Origin of the sequence: uncultured Romboutsia sp., from assembly GCF_958366745.1 — a bacterium.
Taxonomy (GTDB): domain Bacteria; phylum Bacillota; class Clostridia; order Peptostreptococcales; family Peptostreptococcaceae; genus Romboutsia; species Romboutsia timonensis.
In genome coordinates this window covers 1-21,386 of the sequence record NZ_CATXCO010000009.1, presented here as the reverse complement: position 1 = coordinate 21,386, position 21,386 = coordinate 1, and the positions used below count along the sequence as shown (strand labels likewise).

The following is a 21,386-nucleotide window of genomic DNA, read 5'->3' as shown; positions in this document are numbered from 1 at the left end:
TTTTTAAATTTTTTATATATTTTTTATTTTATTCCTCATCTGTATCATCTAATACATCTTCTAAGTCATAATTTTCTTCATGATCTTCATTTTTATATTCATCTTTAAATGTTTTTAAATTTGGTTGTACTGATATTTTATCACCTTGAACATCTAATTCTATTAATGATATGTAATTTTTAACCATTTTTTCTTCTGGCTGAGTTGTCGATATAAATACTCCCGTTCCAACAACTTCTGCTCCAAATTCAGTCATAAGGTCTATCATACCTTTTATAGTTCCCCCACCTCTCATAAAGTCATCGATTATTATAACTTTACTGTCTGGCTTTAGAGCTTTTCTTGGTAAACTCATACTTTCAACTTTTGATGTGTTTCCACTTACATATGTCATACTAAGAGTCGGACCTTCTGATACTTTTATATCTTTTCTTATTATAACAAGCGGTAAGTTCATAGCCTTTGCTGTCATAAGTGCCATTGGAATTCCCTTAGTTTCCATTGTAACAACATAATCTGCTTCTGCATAATCTATATTTGAGGCCATTATTTTTCCTATTTTTGATACTATTGTAGGATTATATATTAAATCGATTAGGTATAAAAATCCTCCAGATAGGATTCTTGACGGATCACTTATTTTTTGACATAAATCTAGTAAGAATTCCTCATTTTCAGCTTTAGATGTTTTTGGTATATATTTTACTCCACCTGCTGCTCCAGATATTGTTATAACTTTACCTAATTCTAGTTTTTCAAATACGTTTTTTACTACTAATAAGTCTTCACTTATTGTTGACTTTGCTGCATTAAATTGATTCGTAAAGTGGCTTAATGTAAATATTTTATTTGGATTATCGGATAGTATTTTAACTATAGCTCCTATTCTTTCCGTTCTTTTAAATTTCATTAGTTTTACCTCCTAAACTAAATAATGCACAACTATTTTTATTATGATATAATAGTAATTATGTTTATTTAGTTTTAAATATATATTATATGTATATTTATTCTAAAATAATATTGAACATTCTAATATTATACCACAAATATAGTTCATATTGTAGAACTTAATTGATAAAGAAAGGTGGTTTTGTTATGAAGATACATTTTATAGGGATTGGCGGTATTAGCATGAGTGCTTTGGCGGAAATTTGTATTAACAAAGGTTATCAAGTTTCTGGTTCAGATATGAATGAATCATATCTTTTAGATAAGCTAAGAAATCAAGGTGCTAAAATATTTATCGGCCATAGTAAAGAGCATATATCTGATGATGTAGATATGGTTATTTATACTGCAGCTGTTCATGAAGATAATCCTGAAATGATAGCTACTAAAGAAAAAAATAAGCTTACTATGAATAGAGCTGCTTTCTTAGGTCAAATAATGAGAGAATATAAAAACTCAATAGCAGTATCTGGAACTCACGGTAAAACTTCAACAACTTCTATGCTGTCTACTATATTCGAATATGCTGATTTAGACCCTACTATATTAGTTGGTGGTAATTTAAGTGTTATAGGTGGTAATGTTAAGATAGGTAATTCAGATCACTTTATAACAGAAGCCTGTGAATATGTTGATAGTTTCCTTAACTTCAACCCAAAAATATCTATAGTTTTAAACATAGAAGAAGATCATCTTGATTATTTCTCTGGTATAGATGAAATAAAAGCTTCTTTCAACAAGTTTGGAAAACTTCTTCCTAAAAACGGATATTTTATAATAAATGGGGACGATGAAAATACAAAAGATATATTATATGATGTAAAAGCTACTATAGTTAAATATGGTACTAATCCATCTAATGATGCTGTAATTTCAAACATAGAATTTGATGAAAATGGATATGGAATGTTTAACTTAAGCTTTAACGGAAAAGATTTAGGTAGATTTGAACTTTCTGTTCCTGGAATACACAATATATATAATGCTAGTGCTGCAATACTTGCTTCTTACGTTTCTGATATTGATTTAGAAGTTATAAGAAAAAATATAAAATCTTATAATGGAGTTGGTAGAAGATTTGAAGTTAAGGGTAGCTATAATGGTGCATTAGTTGTTGATGATTATGCTCATCATCCAACAGAGTTAAAGGCAACTTTATCTGCTGCTAAAAAGTTAAAGAAATCAACTTTATGGTGTATATTCCAACCACATACTTATACTAGAACAAAATCTTTATTAAATGAATTTGCTGAAGCATTCTACTCTGCTGATAAGGTTATTATAACTGATATTTATGCTGCTAGAGAGAATGATCCAGGAGGTATACATTCTAAGGATTTAGTTGAAAAATTATATCAAAATCATGTAGATGCAACTTATATAAGTAATTTCGAGGATATAACTGAGTATTTAAGAAAACATGTTCAAAATAATGACTTAGTTATAACAGCTGGAGCTGGTCCTATATTCAAAGTTGCTGAAGCTTTAGTCGAAGAAAAATAATACTTATATATATATATTTAAATAAAAAAGGAGCTAATCTTAATGCTAGATTGCTCCATTTTTTATATTTATTCTGAATCATCAGAATCTACTGGTAGTCTAAATATCTCTTCTCTTAAATACTCATATAGTGCTATAGATACTTCATAGTAAGCTTCACCCTTATCTGATGATATCTTTACATAGTCTTTACCCATTGTTTCTATTTTTAAAGTATAGTTATCACCATGTATATCTATAGTAAAGTTATACTTACTTCTTTCTTTATTCTTTTCTGGTTGTATTTTACCAACAATTCTTTTTGATGACATTTTATATGCTAAATCATCATATTTCCACTTATGTATTGTTTTCTTTTGATCATTATAAGATACACTTACATTTTTCCATGTTTTATACTTTTTCACAAAATCAAATGATGTATATATACTCCCACTTAAAACTTTTTCGAATCTTGTTTTTTCAGATACTGGTATTTTATAATATACTTCTTCATTTACAGTATATATTCTAAAAAGATTTAAATCTGTTGAAAATCTTACCCCATCATCAGAGTATCCAGTATATATTGGTGTGAATTTATCTGATTTCCTTACTTTTGAAAATTTAGTAAGTTCATATTTTACTTCATCCCAATAAATTTCATCTACTTTTATATTTTCTACTTCTTCATTAGACATATAAATCTTTTTCTTGCTACTTAATTGCTTCATAAGTGGTCTATTATCTATTTCTTCATCTTCTTTAGATTCTACTTTAGGCTTATCTTTATTATCTAAGTATGTACCTGCATAAAAAGCAAGACCATATATTATAAAGAAGGCAACTATAGATATAGCCACTAATACACTCTTTTTAATTTTTCTTTTTTTTACCATTCCTATCCTCCTAAGCTTATGTAGTCATAAAGTAATTATATTACTTTTTTGTTCATTTTTTAAGTAATAATTCTTATTATCTATATTTCCTTGGAAATTAAATAGATTTTTTATCTTTTACTTTCTAATTATAGTCAAATAACTTAAATGCTATTTACTATTTTATAATTTTATACGTAAAAAATAAGTACCTCAAATCCTATTTGTTGAGGTACTTACTTATATATATTATGCTTCTTTTATTATTTCTCCTACCATCACTGCAGAGTTTATTAAATCTTCTATAGCTATATATTCTTCTAATGTATGTGCTTTTTTCATACCTATTCCTAAGTTTACTGATTTTATTCCATTTTTATTTAATATATTAGTATCACTTCCTCCACCTGTAGAAGCTGTTTTTCCTTCTATATTCATATTAGAGAAAGCTTTTTTAGCTAATTGAACTATTTCATCAGTTTCATATATATTAAATGGTCCATATGCTCTTTTAACTTCTATTTCTATTTCTGCCCCAAACTCTTTAGCAGCATTTTTAAATGTTTCTACCATATGATTAGTTTGAGCATCTAATTTTTCTTCACTTAAACTTCTAGCTTCTGCAACTATTTCTAGTTCTGGCATAACTATATTTGTAGCTATTCCACCTTTAACTATACCTATATTTGCAGTAGTTTCTTCATCTATTCTTAATAATTTCATATTTTCTATAGCTCTTGATGCTACCATTATAGCACTTATTCCATTTTCTGGTTGAAGCCCTGCATGAGCTGGTTTTCCTGTTATTTTAACCTTTATTGCATCTTGAGCAGGTGCTTTTACTATTATTTCTCCTGGAGATCCTCCACTATCTAATACAAATGCATACTCTGCATCTATTTTAGAATAGTCTAGATTTTTAGCTCCATGTAATCCACCCTCTTCCCATATAGAGAATACTACTTGTATATCAGCATGATCTATGTTATTTTCTTTTATATTTCTTAAACCTTCTAGTATTGCTGCTATGCCAGCTTTATCATCTGAACCTAGTACTGTAGTGCCATCACTCTTTATTATTCCATTAGCTTCGTCTATTATTGGTTTTACACCGATAGATGGGCTAACTGTGTCCATATGAGAGCTGAATAATATTTTTTTACCACTTCTATTTCCTTTTAACGTTGCTATTACGTTTCCTGTTTCTCCCCCTGTTTTTTCACCAGCATTATCTATAATAACTTCACAGCCAATTTCTTCAAGCTTCTTAACTAAAACTTGAGCTACTTTTCCTTCTTTAGAAGATGGACTGTCTATTTGCACTAATTCTAAAAATTCATCTATAAGTCTTTGTTTATTTACCATTTTATCCCCTCCAAAATATATATTTATATATATTTTAGATTTTTTAGAACAATATGTCAATTTTTTCACTAATAAATTATTATTAGATTTATTTTAGAATTCTTCTCGTTCTAGAATCTATAAAACATAGCCAATACCCTAATTTATCACTTCTAGTGTCACATGGTTGGTATGTTGTAAATCCTGTATGGCCTTTATCTGGCTGTTCATCTTTTTTACCTGGTATTGCATAAATATAATTTTTTCTCTTATTATATTCATCATATTGTACCCCAAATAAATAATGTCTATATTTATATGAATTCATAACTGTATCACTATACATAGTATAATTTAATGTATTTACATAACCTAAATTCGGCATTGTATATCCAGATAATGTAAATGGATTTATCTCTATTTTCCACCATCTAGTATTTTCTATTGGCTCTCCTGTAAAAGGTATTACTTCTTTGAATTGTCTTAATCCCTTTTTAATTTGTCTTGGCATTAATAATGTTCCAGCAGTTTTAGATGGGTCATATGAATAATCTTGATTTTCTTCTTCTCTTCTTTCTGTCTTTGTGTATCTTTTTTGATTTGTTCTTTGCTTTTCTTTATATTTTGAGTATTTATCTGGTTGTTTTGGAGTTACTTTTGGATTTTCTTGAACTGTTGTATATTCTCTTTTAACTTCTTTTACCTCTTCAACTTCCTCTTCATCATAGCTATCATCTTCAACTTCTTCTACAGTAGATGTATAACCTCTATTATATTGAGGTTCATCATCTACTTCTATATACTCTATCTCTTCATATTCATATTCATCGTCATCATCACCGTCTATTTCTATATACTCTATTTCTTCATATTCATATTCATCGTCATCATCTTCAGTATCAATGTATATATCTTCTGTATCTTCTAAATCATCAAGCTCGTCATCAAATTCCTCTTCATATTCATCTTGACCTGCAAATAATATTTCTTCATAATTTTCTATCTTATTTCCTTTAAAACCAATAAGAGGTACTTGTTTCTCATGTAACAATGCTATCCCTTTTATTTCTATGTCATTTCTTTCTAAATCAAAAACAAATTCTCCTTTTCCTTGTTCACTCAAAACAACATTACCTAAGTCTAATGTTTCATAATCACTTTGTATAGCAACTACTTTATATCCATCTTTAACGCATTTAAGGTTCTCTACATATAAGGCTACTACTGCTTTTTCTTCATTTATTTCTACTTTAGCAAATGCTTTTGGTAAAACTCGTTCTTTATATCTAAAGTTCATATCCTTAGCTTCAAGAATTATATAATCTCTTTTAAATTTTCTTTTAGTCGCCATTTTTATCCCCCCTTAACATAATCTCTCTAGATAGTATATGAGTGATTATATAAAAAAAGTACCTTCAATTATTTTGAAGGTACTTTTGTATTTACTGCATTTGCAAGAGTTGCAAATTCTTCTATTGAAAGAGTTTCTCCTCTTCTTTTTTCATCTATATTAGCCATTTGTAATACTTCTTTTATATCATCTTTGCTTAAGAATCCTAATCCACCTAATGCATTAAGTAATGTTTTTCTTCTTTGTCCAAAGGCAGCTTTTACAGTTTTAAAGAATATATCTTCATTATCTACAGGATATTTTCTTTCTTCTCTTACATGAAGTCCTATAACTGTTGAATCTACATTTGGCTGTGGTATAAACATATGTCTTGGAGCTTTTGCAACTATTTCTGTGTCACAGTAGTATTGCACAGCTACTGATAAAGCACCATAATCCTTTGTTGATGGTACTGCATTCATTCTATCTGCAACTTCCTTTTGTACCATTACTACTATGTCAGTAACTGGTATATCTTCTTCTAAGAACTTCATAACTATTGGAGTTGTTATATAGTATGGAAGGTTTGCAACTAATTTAACTGGACCTCCATCTAACTTTTCTTTTACTAATGTTTCTACATCAACCTTTAATATATCTTGGTTTACTACTCCAATGTTATCAAATTCGCCTAATGTTTCACGTAGAATAGGTATTAAAGTTTTATCTATTTCTATAGCTACAACTTTGTCTGCTACCTTTCCCATTTCTCTAGTAAGTGTCCCTATCCCAGGACCTACTTCTATTATTTTATCTCCCTCAGAAAGTCTAGCTCCTGCTAATATTCTGTCGATTACGTTATCATCTATTAAGAAGTTTTGTCCTAATGATTTAGAAAATTTAAAGCCATGCTTCTCTACAACGTCTTTTGTAGCTCTATGTGATGAAAGTCTATCCATTATCATTCTCCTATTTATTTTATTTTCACTCTATCGTGAATCTTATAATCTATTTAAATTAAAGTTATTCTAATAAAAATTCGCTTCGCTTAAGCGATGTGTTGGCGAAACATTTCATTTTATCAACAATATATCCTTGCTGAAAGTATGATACATATATTGCTCAAAAACACAACTTATACTATATTTGAGTTAATGCTTGTTCAAATTCTTCTCTGCTAACTCCATAGTTATTTAATCTACTTAGAAATTGTTTTGCATTTCCGTATCCTATTCCAAGTATTTTACCTAATTCATCTCTTCTATGTGATGCATCTTCATTTCCTATAAGTCCATTTCTTATTAAATCAACTTGCTTAAATTCTTCTCTTTTTTCTGTACTTTCTGTTCTTACTCTTTCAAGTGCTGCTAATATACTTTTAGGACTTGCATTTTCTATTCCTATATCGCCGTCTTTCTTAGCTTCTTCTCTTGGTAAAAATGCATGTTTACATCCTGGTACTTCTGCAGCTATTTTTTTTCTAATTTTCTCACCTGCGAAATCTGGATCAGTAAATATTATTACACCTCTTCTTTTTTGAGCTGCTTTTATTCTTTCCATTACTCCTTTAGGAAATCCAAATCCACCAGTAGTTATAAGCTCTGCATCTAATGCTCTTTTAACTGCTGTTACGTCATCTCTTCCTTCTACTACTATTATTTCTTTTATCATATAAATTCACCTTTTCCGCTCATTTTTAACTTAACTTCTTTATATTTTAAGCCTTATATGTATTTTTATCAAGTTTATATATTTATCTTATTATCTATTTTTAACGAGTTTACATCATAATATAAGCATATACATTAAAAGAGATTTCAATATGCTCTTAATAGAATATAGTTTAAATCTTATATCTAAAATTTTTATAGTTTATTTTTAATAAAAAAATGCTATAATATAATTAAAATAAAAAGAAATTACAATCTCTTTTGCCGTAGAGTGATAATTTCTATACAAGAACTATATAAGTTAAATTATAATATTTCTATAAGTCACTCTTATTGCCGTTAGAGTGATTTTTTATTTTATCATATAAATAACACGTTAGCATACCAATTATTATGGTATCTGAATTATTTAATAATAACTTTAAAATTTCCATACCTTTTCACCTCCTTCTCTTTAGAAGTAGGTATTTCATTAGTATAGAAATATCACTCTAAGATTGTAATTTCATTAAAATATATTACACTATATTAATATTTTTGTAAAATATTATGTTATAAAAATTAGTTTTACTATTTTTAATAAAGTAAAAGCTATGAAATATATAATCTTACTCAAGATTTTATTTCATAGCTTTTTTATTTAATCTATATATAAAATACCAACCTATTTTATATTAAATAATCTTTTTGCATTTTCCTTAGTAGCTTCACAAACTTTTTCATAAGATATCCCCTTCTCTTGAGCTATCTTGTCTGCAACAAATGCTACTAATGATGGGTCATTTCTTTTACCTCTATGTGGCTCTGGAGCCATATATGGAGAATCAGTTTCTATTAATAAGTACTCTAAAGGTATTTCTTTTGCTACTTCTCTAGTTTTCTTATTGTTTTTGAAAGTAACTGTTCCTGGTATTGAAATATAACATCCCATTTTTACATATTCTTTTGCTAACTCCACGTTTCCGCTATAGCAATGAAGTACACATCCTATTTCAGGAGATTTAGTATTTTTTATTATCTCAAAAGTATCTTGATGTGCATCTCTATCATGTATTATTATTGGAAGTTTTAATTCATTAGCAAGTTCAATTTGTTTTTTAAACCATTCTTTTTGAACTTCTCTAGGAGAATTATCATAGTAATAATCTAATCCTATTTCACCTATTGCAACTACCTTTTCATTTTCAGTAGCTAATTTTCTTAATGTATCTATAGCAGTGTCATCTAAGTCTTTTACATCATGTGGATGTACTCCAACTGCTGCATATATAAAGTCATATTTATTAGCAAGCTCAACACTAGATATAGATGTTTCTATATCAGCACCTGGATTTAATACTAAATCCACGTGCTCTTCTTGTAATTTTTGTATTAATGCTTCTCTATCTTCATCAAATCTTGCATCATTTAAATGTGCATGTGAGTCAAATAACATAGTTTTCACTCCTTAACGAACTTCGCATCCTGAATTTGCACCAGTTGCAACTGGTACTATTAAGTCATCTCCGTCATTTCCAGCAGCTAATATCATACCTTGAGATTCAACACCTCTTAACTTAACTGGCTTTAAGTTACATACAACTATAACGTCTTTTCCAACCATTTCTTCTGGATTATACCATTTAGCTATTCCAGATACTATTTGTCTTGTTTCTGGTCCAACTTTAACTTGAGATACTAATAATCTATCAGCCTTTGGATGTTTTTCACAGCTTAATATTTTACCTACTCTAAGTTCTACTTTATCTAAGTCATCTATTGTTATATTCTCTTTGTGCTCTATTAGCTCTTCCTTTGGTTCATCTTTCTTTTCAGAGAATAATTCATTTAATTCTTCAACTTCTTTTTCTATGTCTAATCTTGGGAATAAAGCTTCACCTTTATGAACTTTAGTGTTTTCTCCTATAAGTCCGAAAGTCTTAACACTTTCCCAAGTCTTTAAGTTTTCATCAGTTATTCCTAATTGGTCGTATATCTTAACAGCTGTTGCATTCATTATTGGATTTATTAATGTAGCAACTATTCTTATAGATTCACATAAGTTGTATAAAACTGTATCTAACTCACCTTTTTTAGCTTCATCTTTAGCTAAAGCCCAAGGCATAGTTTCATCTATATATTTGTTAGTTCTTCTTATTAACTTCCAAGCAGATTCTAAAGCTTCATTAAATTGAAGTTTGTTCATCTCTATTTCAAAGTTTTCTACTGATAATTTAGCAGTTTCTTTTAAACTTTCATCAAATGCAGTAGCTACATTTGCCATTGGTATTATACCATCATTGTATTTTTCAACCATAGAAACAGTTCTACTTACTAAGTTTCCTAAGTCATTAGCAAGGTCTGAGTTAAGTCTTGTTACAAAGTTTCTATGAGTGTAGTTTCCATCTTGTCCAAATGCAAATTCTCTTAATAAGAAATATTTTAATGCATCTACTCCGTATCTTTCTATCATTTGCTCAGGGTAAACTATATTTCCTTTTGATTTACTCATCTTATCATTATCGAATAATATCCAACCATGTCCGTATACTTGTGTTGGCACTTCTTCACCTAATGCCATAAGTATTGCAGGCCATATTATAGTGTGGAATCTCATTATTTCTTTACCTACTATATGAACGTTAGCTGGCCAGAATTTCTTATAATCAGCATCATTTTCACTCATATATCCTAAAGCTGTTATGTAGTTACATAATGCATCTACCCAAACATATATAACGTGTTTTTCGTCAAATGGTACTTTTATACCCCAGTCGAAAGTAGTTCTAGTTACACATAAATCTTCTAATCCTTTATCTAAGAAGTTTGCAACCATTTCGTTCTTTCTTGATACTGGGAAGCAGAAGTTAGGATCAGCAAATAATTCTCTTAATCTATCTTCATATTTAGATAATTTAAAGAAATAAGCTTCTTCTTTAGCTATGTATGTATCTCTTCCGCAGTCTGGACATTTATTTCCTTCTAATAATTGAGATTCAGTCCAGAAACTTTCACATGGAGTACAATATCTTCCTTCATATGAACCTTTGTATATATCACCTTGCTCATATAACTTAGTGAATATTTTTTGTATTATAACTTTATGTCTATCTTGAGTAGTTCTTATAAAATCATCATATGATATATCCATAGTATTCCATAATTTCTTTATATCAGCTATCATTCCATCTAGGTATTCTATTTCTGTCATACCTTTTTCTCTAGCAGTCTTTTGTATTTTTTCTCCGTGCTCATCAGTTCCTGTTAAGAATTTTACATCGTATCCACAGAAACGCTTGAATCTTGCTATTGCATCTGCTGCAACAGTTGTATAAGTATGCCCTATATGTAAGTTACCACTTGGGTAATATATAGGAGTTGTTACATAAAAACTTGGTTTTGTCATTGTTTTTTCCTCCTCATATGTAGAAATTAATATTAAAAAACTCGCCTCCTATGAACATGCATAGGGGCGAGATTATTCGCGGTACCACCCTAATTTATCTAAATTTTATTATATGCTTATTATTAATTTCTTTTAAAATTAATTTTTATAATGTCTATAATTTAGATATCTTAACAGACTATAACGGGTCCAATCGTTTTATCTTAAAGATAGGTAATCTATCATTCGGATAAAAAGCTCCGAGGCCATCTTCAATAATTCCTTTAACGCTAGCTTTCACCTATCCTAGCTCTCTGTAGAAAAAGTTATTACTTACTCTTCTCTTCTTAGCTTTGTACATTTGTATATTTTACTATAATAATATATTTTATACATATTATTATAACTTAATTTTTTAATATCTTAAAATTAATTATAAAAAATTTAAAATTCTATGTAAATAGTTTTTTCTATTTCAATATGTAATTATATCATACTCTAATTCCATTACACAAACATTATATAGCATATAAATACAGATGCTATAACTCCTACAATATGACTTATCATAGCACATGTTAATGTGTGCCTAGTATTTTTTATTTTTAAGCTACCGTAATAAATTGCCATAGTATAAAATATTGTTTCAGATGCACCAACTATCGTAGCCCCCATTCTTTCAATAATAGTATCCACTCCCACTCGTTGTGCAAGCTCAGTATACATACCCAAAGCACCACTACCAGATAATGGCTTAACTATAATCAATCCTATTAATTCCTTTGGTATACTCATTAGATTCGCTATAGGCTTAAATATAAATTCAAGAGCTTCTATACCCCCACCTGTTTTAAATACTCCTATAGCTAAAAATATTCCTATTATGTACGGCGTTATTGACCATGCTGATTTTAATCCATCAACTGCGCCTTTTACAAAACTATCATATATATCTATGTTTTTAGACTTTCCGTAAATAACTATGTAAAGTATTATAAGTGGTACTAATATATTAGAAAATAACTCCATTATCTATTCCTCCCTTGCAAAAGCTTACAAGATATCACGGCTATTATAGTAGACATTGTTGTAGCAAATAATGTTGTAAGTATAATATCACTTGGAGTTTGAGCTCCCATATCTAACCTAATTTTAAGCATTGTAAATGGTATTATCTGAATTGAAGATATATTTATAACTAAAAACATAATCATATCATTAGTAGCTGTATCTTTTTTATTATTTAGAGTCTGTAATTCTTCCATTGCTTTGAGTCCAAATGCTGTTGCACCATTACCTGCCCCAACCATATTAAGTGCCATATTCATAACCATGTAAGACATTGCCTTGTGCCCCTTAGGTATCGACGGAAATAATCTTCTCATTATAGGATTTAGCTTTTTTCCTATCTTATCTATTAATCCTGAATCTTTAGCTATATTCATTATTCCCATCCAAAGAGCCATTACTCCAGCTAAACTTATTGCAAACTCTACACCTCTTGAAGCTTCATTTAATATAACTTTATTTAATTCCCCTAAGTTATTAGTTATTATACTTCCTACTATTCCTATAGAAATCATGTAAAACCAGATTTTTCCCATTGAAATCCCCCCTTCTTAATAATTTTATGAAGCTTGTGTTCTACTTTATACTTGAAACTTCTACTATATTATGTTTTAGTATAATTATGGGGTTTTTTATAATTTTTTAACATTAAGGAGAGATACAATGAGAAATTTAACACTTCTTACGGACTTATATCAGCTTACAATGTTAAACGGATATTTTGAAAAAAACATTCATGAGGATATGGTTATCTTTGATATGTTCTTTAGAAAAAATGCGTGTAATGGCGGATATACTATCGTTTGTGGTATAGAACAATTTGTGGAGTATATAAATAACATTCATTTTTCAGAAGATGATTTAGCTTATTTAAAAAGTTTAAACCTATTTTCTGATAAATTCTTAACATTTTTAAAGGATTTTAAATTTACAGGGGATATATATGCAGTTGAAGAAGGAACAATAATGTTCCCTAACGAACCTATACTTACTGTGAAAGCGCCTTTATATCAAGCACAACTTATAGAAACAGCTTTACTTACAATAATTAATTTCCAATCACTTATTGCAACTAAAGCATCTAGAGTATGTTTTGCTGCTCAAGGAGATCCAGTATTTGAGTTTGGTCTTCGCCGTGCACAAGGGCCTGATGCAGGTACATATGGAGCTAGAGCTGCTGTTATTGGTGGTTGCTCAGCTACTGCCAATGTTTTAGCTGGTAAAATGTTTGATATACCTGTTGTTGGTACTCAGGCTCATAGTTGGATTCAAAAATTTGATACTGAAGTAGAAGCATTCAAAGCCTATGCTGATATTTATCCAGATAAATGCTTACTTTTAGTTGATACTTATAATGTATTAAACAGTGGTCTTCCTAATGCTATAAAAGTCTTTAAAGATTTAAGAGAAAAAGGACACAAACCTTTAGGAATAAGATTAGATTCTGGAGATTTAAAATATTTATCTAACCAGTGTAAAGATGCTTTAGATAAAGAAGGCTTTACAGATATTAGCATAACTGCATCTAACGACCTTGATGAATATACAATAGCTTCATTAAAAGCTGATGGTGCTTCTGTAAATTCTTGGGGTGTTGGTACAAAATTAATAACTTCAGCTGATTCACCTTCTCTTGGAGGAGTTTATAAATTAGCTGCTTCATTTAAGGATGGAGAATTTGAGCCTAAAATAAAACTATCAGAAGATCCTGAGAAGATAAGCAATCCTGGATATAAGAAAGTATTTAGAATATATAACGAAGAAAATAAAGCTGAAGCAGATTTAATTATGTTACACAACGAGAGTATAGATGAAAGTAAACCTTTGACTATATTCCATCCTACATATACATGGAAAACTAAATCTTTTGAAAATTATACAGTTAAAGAACTACTTAAGCCTTTATTTATTAATGGTGAATGTAAATATAAACACAAAAATGTTATGGAGATTAGAGAGTATGTAAATAATGAACTTAATTCATTATGGGAAGAATATAGAAGACTTTCAAATCCTCAAACTTATAAGGTAGATTTATCTAGAGATCTTTGGTATTTAAAAACTAAAATGATAGATTCAAAGAAATTTATTTAATATGATTAAGGGGGACAACACTATGGATATTACAGATTACAAAATTATAGAAATCCTTCAAGAGGAAGGTAGAATATCTATGAAAGATTTAGGAAAGATAGTAGGTTTAACTTCTCCTGCTGTTTCTGAAAGAGTTAAAAGACTAGAAGAAGCAGGGGTTATAGAAGGATATAAAGCTATCGTTAATCCTAATGCTTTAGGAAGAGTTATAAAGGCATTCGTTCATATTTCTTTACCTAGTAATAAATATAACGAGTTTATAGAATCGGCTCGTAAAGATCCTAGAATAGTAGAATGTCATCATATAACTGGAGATGATTGCTCTGTTTTAAAGGTTATAGTTAAGGATATGTATGAATTAGAAGAGGTAATAGACTCTATAAAAAAAGTTGGCTCAACTAAAACTAATGTTATATTATCAACTCCAATTCAGTCTAAGTCTATATTATAAATTTATTTTTAAAGATAAAAGGCTATAAAAAGCTTATTTAATATTAAGCTTTTCATAGCCTTTTAATTTTGCTTATACTTATATATATAATTTGTAAGTACATACTCCATATATGTTTTGATTACTCCCATATCTTCATTAGGATTTAATAATTTTCTAGTTGCTACTATATCTGCATATCCTAATAGCATTATTCCAATGGTATCGTCTCCTAGTTCATCAAATATTTTAAATAATCTTTCTTTGCTCATATCATCAGTTTTATAAAGAACTAAAAGTATCATATGGTTCCTTATATACTTACATAGTAATTCTTTAGCCATTAAAGATAAATTTAAATTGGTAGCTATTTCTTCTCCAATTTTTTCCCCTATTACTTCATGGCCTTTAAAATGTACTCTCCCTGTACTATCAGTAGTTTTACTTCCCGGCTTTCCTGCATCATGTAAAAATAAACCTAATTTTAATATATGATATCTGTTAAATTTATTATCAACTTTAGCTTCTAGATATAATTTAATTTCATCTTTAAGATGACTTCTAAAAAAGTCTACATCTCTCATATCTTCTTCTAATTCTTTTAATGAATATAGGGAGTGTTTATACACATCAACTACATGATATCTACACTCTCCAACTATCTTCATATCTTTTACTATAGGTATTATTTTCTCTAGCTTGTCTTTCTTATCTAAATCTTCAAGCTTGATGTAGGTATTATCAAGAATTAAACTATCTAATAATTCATCTCTTAATTCCATATATACCACCTCAAATTATACATTTTATAAATCTAGTACTTGTTTATAAACAACATCCTTTTTTAATTTTCTATCTTTACAAACTGTCTTGATAGCATCTTTTTTATCCATTCCATTTTCCATTAAAGTTATTACATATTCTCTTTCAGTAAGGTCTTCATAAGAATTTTGTACTGTCTTTTCGCCTTTAAATCCTTCTACGATTAAAACAAATTCTCCCTTTACCTCTTTTTCATTAAATATGTTTATAACTGTTTCTATATCTTCTCTTATTATTTCCTGATATTTCTTTGTTATCTCTCTATTTACTGCTATACGTCTATTTCCTAATACCTTTAACATATCTTTTAAAGTATCTTTTAATCTGTGAGGAGATTCATAAAATATTATAGTTCTACGTTCTTCCTTTAGTTCTTCTAACTGGTTTCTTCTAACTTTTTTATCTCTATCTAAAAATCCTTCAAAAGCAAATTTTGCTGTTTCTAACCCAGATCCAACTAATGCAGTTATAGATGCAGTTGCTCCTGGCAACACTTCTATATCTATATTATGTTCAATAGCTTGCTTTATTATATCTTCACCTGGATCTGATATTCCTGGCATACCAGCATCACTTATTAATGCTATATTTTCACCTTCTAGTAATTTATTTATTAAATATCCGCCTTTTGAGTCTTTATTATGTTCATGATAACTAGTTAAAGGTTTTGATATTTCAAAGTGATTTAAAAGCTTTATACTGTGTCTAGTATCCTCAGCTGCTATTAAATCAACTTCATTCAATATTCTTATAGTTCTATAAGTCATATCTTCTAAATTACCTATTGGTGTTGGACATATATATAATTTACCACTCATTTATTTTTCTCCTATATCTTCATTTGCATATATTGCTTTTAGTTCTTCAGTGTAGTTTCCATCTTCTCCATAAACATATAATGGATCTAATATTTTAAGCTCAGGCTTACCATCTTTCATAAATTCAACTAATACTAAGTTTGGTGCTTTTCCTGCTCTTGGATGTATAAATTGAATTTGTTTTGGTTCCATATTATACTTTCTACCTAAAGTTAATATATCAACTAATCTTATAGGTCTATGAATCATGAAAAACTTTCCTCTTGGCATTGTAAGTCTAGAAGCTGCTCTTATTACATCTTCTAAGTTACATTTAACCTCATGTCTTGATATAGCCTTTTTATCGTTAGGGTTTTTTATTCCATCCATGTGCATATATGGAGGATTTGAAGTTACTACATGATATCCATTTACTTCTAATACTTTATCTATTTCTTTTATATCTGCATTTACTATTTCTACTCTTTCTTCTAAATCATTTAATTTAACCGAACGAGTTGCCATTTCATATACTTCTTCTTGTATTTCTACACCTATAATTTTACTTGCTTGACTTTTTCCAGCTATAAGTATTGGAACTATTCCTGTTCCTGTTCCTAAATCTACAACCTTAGCTCCTTTTTTTACTTTAGCAAAGTTAGCTAATAATACTGCATCTATACCAAAGCAAAATCCGTTAGTATCTTGTATTAGTTTTAGCCCTTTTAATTGTAAATCATCTATTCTTTCTGTTTCTTTTAATTGTACTTCCATATTAATCTCCTCTCATGTCTTAAAATCCGCTTTACTCATATATGTTGTTATAAAAGGTTGTTTGATTATAAATTATAAACATTATATATTTTTTATAATTCCTTAATGTATTAAAAAAGGTAGGAAAAGTCCTACCCCCTTATTATTTATAATTAGTCTTCTAATTTCTTTAATTCTCTTAATGTAGCTTCATCTAATCCTTCATCTCTTAGACTTCCACATCCACCACATTTTTTAGGTTCATGTAAAACTTTAACTTCATCTTTATGACATACTTTTATAGTCTTATCATTAAATTCTATTCTTACTTGCTCTAGTAAAGGATTTACTTCTATTACCTTTCCTTTTGCTTCATCTACTTTTACTAATGCACCTACAACTGGCATAGCATCTATAGCTTCTGCATAAACATCATGCTCATACTTTAGACAACAGAAAAGTCTTCCGCATATTCCTGATATCTTAGTTGGATTAAGTGATAAACTTTGGTCTTTAGCCATTTTTATTGAAACAGGTTGAAAATCTCCAAGCCATGATGAACAGCAAAGTTTTCTTCCACATGGTCCTAATCCACCTATAGTTTTTGCTTCATCTCTAACACCTATTTGTCTTAACTCTATTCTTGTTTTAAATATAGATGCTAAATCTTTTACTAATTCTCTAAAGTCTATTCTACCTTCTGCTGTAAAATAGAATATTAATTTATTTCTATCAAAAGTGTATTCACAATCTATTAAAAACATATTTAAATCATGTTCTTTTATTTTTTGTTGACATAATTCAAAAGTTTCTTTTGCCTTTTCTTTATTTTCAAGATATACTTGTCTATCTTCATCTGTAGCTATTCTTATAATTGGCTTTAATGGTGAAACTAATTCACTTTCATCTATTTCTTTTGGACCCACTACTACTGTTCCATATTCTAATCCCCTAGCTGTTTCTACTACTACATCTATACTTTTTTCTACCTCTAATTCTACAGGATCAAAGTAGTATATTTTTCCAGCATTTTTGAACCTAACACCCACTATCTTTATCATTTTATCACCTCATATATATTTAAAGCCATAACTTGTATACTAATGTTAAAGTTACAATTGCTTCTTATCTTTTTCTTTATATCTTCTATTATATCAATAATTTTAGATACTTGAGAATATGTAATTTTTTTGCTCATATTCTGTAAAAATGTTATTTTATCAATGTTTATTATCATACTCTTATCTACATTTTCTTTTAAAAGCATCATATCTCTAAAATAGTTTATAAGCATATCTAATATACTTATAGCATCTTTTTTATATTTTTCCATACTTGCGGGTATTTCTAAAATATCTATCATATCTTTGTCTAGCATTATTTCTATATAAGTTTGTATTTCATCTCTCATTATAGCAAATTCGGCTGATTCTGATAATTCTATAGCTTTTTCTATACTTCCCCTAGCAAAAGTAGATAATAATTGAGCTCTATTCTCATCTATTCCTTGACTAATCAAATAATTATTTAAGTCTACTAGAGATATTGGTAAAAATTTTATTATCTCACATCTAGATTTTATCGTGTCTAATAGAGCTTCTTTATTACTTGTTATTAATATTATTATAGCATACTCTGGAGGCTCTTCTAATGTCTTTAATAGGGCATTTTGAGCTTCTATAGTCATGCTCTCAGCCTGATTTATAATATATATTTTATATTGATTATGAGGTTTTACTATTATATCTGTTTGTAACCTTCTTATTTGTGCAATCTTTATACTGTTTCCATCTGGATATATATTTATATAATCAGGACTATTTTCTACATTTTCTGTATCTAAAAGTATTTTTGATAATTCTTGGCTAAGCTTTTTTTTACCTATACCATCTATTCCCTCAAACATATATGCATGATTTATTTTATTTTTTTTTATTGAATTTGTAAGATACTTCTTAGCAAAATCCTGGCCTATAATATTATCGAAATACATATTTACCTCTCCATAGACTTTATCCTATCTATTACTAAATTATAAATTTCTTCATGTATGCTATCTATGCTTCTTAATTTATCATTCTCTACGCAATTTATTTTATTCCAATTATACTTATCCGCTATATATAGAGAATTTTCATATGATTTTTCTAAGTATTTTATATCACTTTCATGGATGTCTTTTTTCTTTTCACCTGTAAATTTATTTTTTCTATTTTCCATAAGTTTTTTACTAAAGTTTACGGGTACATCTAAAAATACAACACAATCTGGCTGTGGTATTTTATACATATTAAATTCATAATCTACAAGCCAATCTAAGTACTTATCTCTTTCATCTTCATCCATTTTAGAAGCTTGATGTACCATATTAGATGTTGTATATCTATCTGCAAGAACTATTCCGCCATTGTTATAAAATTCTTCCCATTCTGTTTTAAATGAGGCATATCTATCTACTGAAAAAAATGTAGATGCTATATATGGATCTACATCCGTTGCCTTCTCACCAAATTCACCTCTTAAGTACATTTTTACTAGTGCAGATGATTCAGAATCATAATTTGGATATTCTACTTTTCTTACATTATATCCATCTTTTAATAATCTCTCATATAACTTTTTAGTTTGCGTTGCCTTTCCACTTGCATCTGATCCACTCTCTATAATTATTAACTTACCGCTCATTTTTATATACTGCTTATATTATTTTATAAAGCAGTTTCCACCTCCATATATTCTGTATTAACTATAATTGATGTTAGTTTATTTCTTTGGCCCAATTTATGGACTATTTCTATTTATTAAAATTTATCCATTATAACTATTCTCTATAATTTGTATATACCCTAAGCTAGGGTCTTTCATTCCACTTATACTCATTCCTTTTTGGTGACAAACTAAAATATAATCGATAACTTCTTTAGTTATGATTTCTCCTGGAGATACTAAACATATGCCAGGAGGATAAGGTATGATATATTCTCCACATATTTTACCTATACTATCATATATTTTAACACTTTTCTTCTCATTATAAAATGCTTCTCTTGGACTTAATTCTTTTACTGGTATATTCATAGGATAGTCTATATAGCCTATATTTTTATTACTTATATGATTTAGGCTAATATCTGCTAATGCATATTCTAAGCTCTTAAAATCCCCTCTATCGTTTCCTATTGTACATATTAATAATATTCCATAGTAATTTGACAATTCTACTTGTACATTATAATTCATTCTAAGCATCTCATCCAATTCATATCCTGCCATCCCCAATTCCTTAGATGATATGAAAATTTTTGTTCTATCATCGTCATTATATATATTTATATTTTTATATTTTTCCATATTTTTTTTAAATATATCAATATTGTCCAAAAGTTCATCCATTAAATCTTTACCTTTTGTTTCATATATATCTACAGCTAATTCTAATGACGACATAAGCATATACGATGGACTAGATGATTCTATCATCCTAAGTATAGAAGTTAATCTCTCTTGATTTACTCTTTCTCCTTGAATATGTATCATTGATGACTGTGTAAAAGAAGGTAGTGTTTTATGAGTACTTTGTACTACTATATCAACTCCTTGTTCTAATGCTGTCATAGGTAACTTATCACTTAAACCTAGATGAGCACCATGAGCCTCATCTACTATAACCATCATTCCTTTACTATGAGCATAATTACAAATTGTTTTTAAATCATATACTTTTCCATAGTAAGTAGGATAAGTTAATAGTATTGCCTTTGCATCTAAGTTTTTATCTATTGTGTCTATAGCATCTTCAATCTTTATCCCCATTAATATATTAGTTTTATTATCAATTTGTGGATATATGTATGCAGGTTCTATATCTCCAAGGATAAGTGTGTTTATAACTGATTGATGGCAGTCTCTATTTACAATTATTTTATCTTTTGGATTACATACAGACATCATAGCTGCCTGTATACCACACGTACTTCCATTAACTAGATAATATGTATTTTTACTGTTAAAAACCCTTGCTGCTCTTTCTTGAGATTCTTTTATTATTCCTTCTGGAGAGTGTAAATTATCCGTACCTAATATTTCAGTTGTATCCATTTTATAAAGGCTCTCTAATATATTAGAATAACCTAATCTATCATATATCTTTCCTAATTTATGACCTGGAACATGAAATGAAACTAGATTATTATTAATAATTTCACCTAGTTGATTTAAAATAGATTTTTTCATATTTATCTCCTTATATTAAAAGCCGTTGATGTAAATTATATCAACGGCATAGTCTTAATTAAATAAAAATTGTGTTTTGGATTTATAATGTCTTGGATTTATGTCTATAGACAATAAAAAAAGACTACGTGGCTACGTGCTACTCTCCCAGGCGGTCGCCCACCAAGTAC

At 28.7% G+C, this 21,386-nt stretch carries 20 protein-coding genes and 1 other annotated feature; of the genes, 3 read left to right on the top strand and 17 right to left on the bottom strand.

Going from position 1 to position 21,386, the window contains the following annotated elements; all coding sequences use genetic code 11:
• Nucleotides 1-28 precede the first annotated feature (28 nt).
• Complete coding sequence (gene purR, locus Q5F54_RS01715) at nucleotides 29-910, bottom strand: pur operon repressor (RefSeq protein ID WP_288523332.1); 882 nt, start codon at nucleotides 908-910, stop codon at nucleotides 29-31.
• 188 nt (nucleotides 911-1,098) lie between these two features.
• Between purR and murC the strand changes: the two genes are divergently transcribed.
• Nucleotides 1,099-2,454: a UDP-N-acetylmuramate--L-alanine ligase gene (murC, locus tag Q5F54_RS01710; RefSeq protein ID WP_302333898.1), complete on the top strand. Its 1,356-nt coding sequence runs from the start codon at nucleotides 1,099-1,101 to the stop codon at nucleotides 2,452-2,454.
• Nucleotides 2,455-2,522: 68 nt separating this feature from the next.
• On the opposite strand, the gene Q5F54_RS01705 is transcribed toward murC, so the two are convergent.
• From Q5F54_RS01705 to Q5F54_RS01665, 9 genes are all read right to left on the bottom strand, one after another.
• Nucleotides 2,523-3,332 carry a hypothetical protein gene (locus Q5F54_RS01705; protein ID WP_302333897.1) on the bottom strand — a complete coding sequence of 270 codons (810 nt, stop codon included), beginning with the start codon at nucleotides 3,330-3,332 and terminating at the stop codon, nucleotides 2,523-2,525.
• A 228-nt stretch (nucleotides 3,333-3,560) separates the two neighbouring features.
• Nucleotides 3,561-4,676, bottom strand: coding sequence for a M20/M25/M40 family metallo-hydrolase (locus tag Q5F54_RS01700; protein WP_302333896.1), 1,116 nt, complete (start codon nucleotides 4,674-4,676; stop codon nucleotides 3,561-3,563).
• An 88-nt stretch (nucleotides 4,677-4,764) separates the two neighbouring features.
• Complete coding sequence (locus Q5F54_RS01695) at nucleotides 4,765-6,006, bottom strand: hypothetical protein (protein ID WP_071118988.1); 1,242 nt, start codon at nucleotides 6,004-6,006, stop codon at nucleotides 4,765-4,767.
• A 68-nt stretch (nucleotides 6,007-6,074) separates the two neighbouring features.
• On the bottom strand, nucleotides 6,075-6,944 hold the full coding sequence (gene rsmA, locus Q5F54_RS01690; protein ID WP_302333895.1) for a 16S rRNA (adenine(1518)-N(6)/adenine(1519)-N(6))-dimethyltransferase RsmA: 870 nt from the start codon (nucleotides 6,942-6,944) through the stop codon (nucleotides 6,075-6,077).
• Nucleotides 6,945-7,125: 181 nt separating this feature from the next.
• Nucleotides 7,126-7,656: a ribonuclease M5 gene (rnmV, locus tag Q5F54_RS01685; RefSeq protein ID WP_071118990.1), complete on the bottom strand. Its 531-nt coding sequence runs from the start codon at nucleotides 7,654-7,656 to the stop codon at nucleotides 7,126-7,128.
• A 663-nt stretch (nucleotides 7,657-8,319) separates the two neighbouring features.
• Nucleotides 8,320-9,090, bottom strand: coding sequence for a TatD family hydrolase (locus Q5F54_RS01680; RefSeq protein WP_071118991.1), 771 nt, complete (start codon nucleotides 9,088-9,090; stop codon nucleotides 8,320-8,322).
• 12 nt (nucleotides 9,091-9,102) lie between these two features.
• Nucleotides 9,103-11,067 carry a methionine--tRNA ligase gene (metG, locus tag Q5F54_RS01675; protein ID WP_302333901.1) on the bottom strand — a complete coding sequence of 655 codons (1,965 nt, stop codon included), beginning with the start codon at nucleotides 11,065-11,067 and terminating at the stop codon, nucleotides 9,103-9,105.
• 32 nt (nucleotides 11,068-11,099) lie between these two features.
• Nucleotides 11,100-11,377, bottom strand: a binding site (T-box leader).
• A 149-nt stretch (nucleotides 11,378-11,526) separates the two neighbouring features.
• Entirely contained in the window at nucleotides 11,527-12,048 is a 522-nt protein-coding gene (locus tag Q5F54_RS01670) for a spore maturation protein (RefSeq protein ID WP_281538499.1), read from the bottom strand.
• On the bottom strand, nucleotides 12,048-12,623 hold the full coding sequence (locus Q5F54_RS01665; protein WP_071118994.1) for a nucleoside recognition domain-containing protein: 576 nt from the start codon (nucleotides 12,621-12,623) through the stop codon (nucleotides 12,048-12,050). The genes Q5F54_RS01670 and Q5F54_RS01665 overlap by 1 nt, the downstream gene beginning before the upstream one ends.
• Nucleotides 12,624-12,750: 127 nt before the next feature.
• On the opposite strand from Q5F54_RS01665, the gene Q5F54_RS01660 reads away from it, so the two are divergent.
• A complete protein-coding gene (locus Q5F54_RS01660; RefSeq protein WP_302333894.1) occupies nucleotides 12,751-14,181 on the top strand; it encodes a nicotinate phosphoribosyltransferase in 1,431 nt (476 codons plus the stop codon).
• Nucleotides 14,182-14,203: 22 nt separating this feature from the next.
• A complete protein-coding gene (locus Q5F54_RS01655; protein ID WP_071118996.1) occupies nucleotides 14,204-14,632 on the top strand; it encodes an Lrp/AsnC family transcriptional regulator in 429 nt (142 codons plus the stop codon).
• Nucleotides 14,633-14,694: 62 nt separating this feature from the next.
• Here Q5F54_RS01655 and Q5F54_RS01650 read toward each other — a convergent pair whose 3' ends face one another.
• From Q5F54_RS01650 to Q5F54_RS01620, 7 genes are all read right to left on the bottom strand, one after another.
• The gene (locus Q5F54_RS01650) at nucleotides 14,695-15,393 is read right to left on the bottom strand and encodes an HD domain-containing protein (RefSeq protein ID WP_071118997.1); all 699 of its coding nucleotides are present in this window, start codon (nucleotides 15,391-15,393) and stop codon (nucleotides 14,695-14,697) included.
• Nucleotides 15,394-15,417: 24 nt separating this feature from the next.
• Complete coding sequence (gene rsmI, locus Q5F54_RS01645; protein WP_071118998.1) at nucleotides 15,418-16,251, bottom strand: 16S rRNA (cytidine(1402)-2'-O)-methyltransferase; 834 nt, start codon at nucleotides 16,249-16,251, stop codon at nucleotides 15,418-15,420.
• Nucleotides 16,252-17,004: a tRNA1(Val) (adenine(37)-N6)-methyltransferase gene (locus Q5F54_RS01640; RefSeq protein ID WP_277231549.1), complete on the bottom strand. Its 753-nt coding sequence runs from the start codon at nucleotides 17,002-17,004 to the stop codon at nucleotides 16,252-16,254.
• Nucleotides 17,005-17,156: 152 nt separating this feature from the next.
• Nucleotides 17,157-18,044 carry a stage 0 sporulation family protein gene (locus Q5F54_RS01635; RefSeq protein WP_071119000.1) on the bottom strand — a complete coding sequence of 296 codons (888 nt, stop codon included), beginning with the start codon at nucleotides 18,042-18,044 and terminating at the stop codon, nucleotides 17,157-17,159.
• Nucleotides 18,041-18,976, bottom strand: coding sequence for a DNA polymerase III subunit delta' C-terminal domain-containing protein (locus tag Q5F54_RS01630; protein WP_281538497.1), 936 nt, complete (start codon nucleotides 18,974-18,976; stop codon nucleotides 18,041-18,043). The genes Q5F54_RS01635 and Q5F54_RS01630 overlap by 4 nt, the downstream gene beginning before the upstream one ends.
• A 2-nt stretch (nucleotides 18,977-18,978) precedes the next feature.
• Nucleotides 18,979-19,668, bottom strand: a complete 690-nt coding sequence (locus Q5F54_RS01625; RefSeq protein WP_071119002.1) for a deoxynucleoside kinase — start codon at nucleotides 19,666-19,668, stop codon at nucleotides 18,979-18,981.
• Between the two features lie 123 nt (nucleotides 19,669-19,791).
• On the bottom strand, nucleotides 19,792-21,216 hold the full coding sequence (locus Q5F54_RS01620; RefSeq protein WP_281538496.1) for an aminotransferase class I/II-fold pyridoxal phosphate-dependent enzyme: 1,425 nt from the start codon (nucleotides 21,214-21,216) through the stop codon (nucleotides 19,792-19,794).
• Nucleotides 21,217-21,386: the final 170 nt, after the last annotated feature.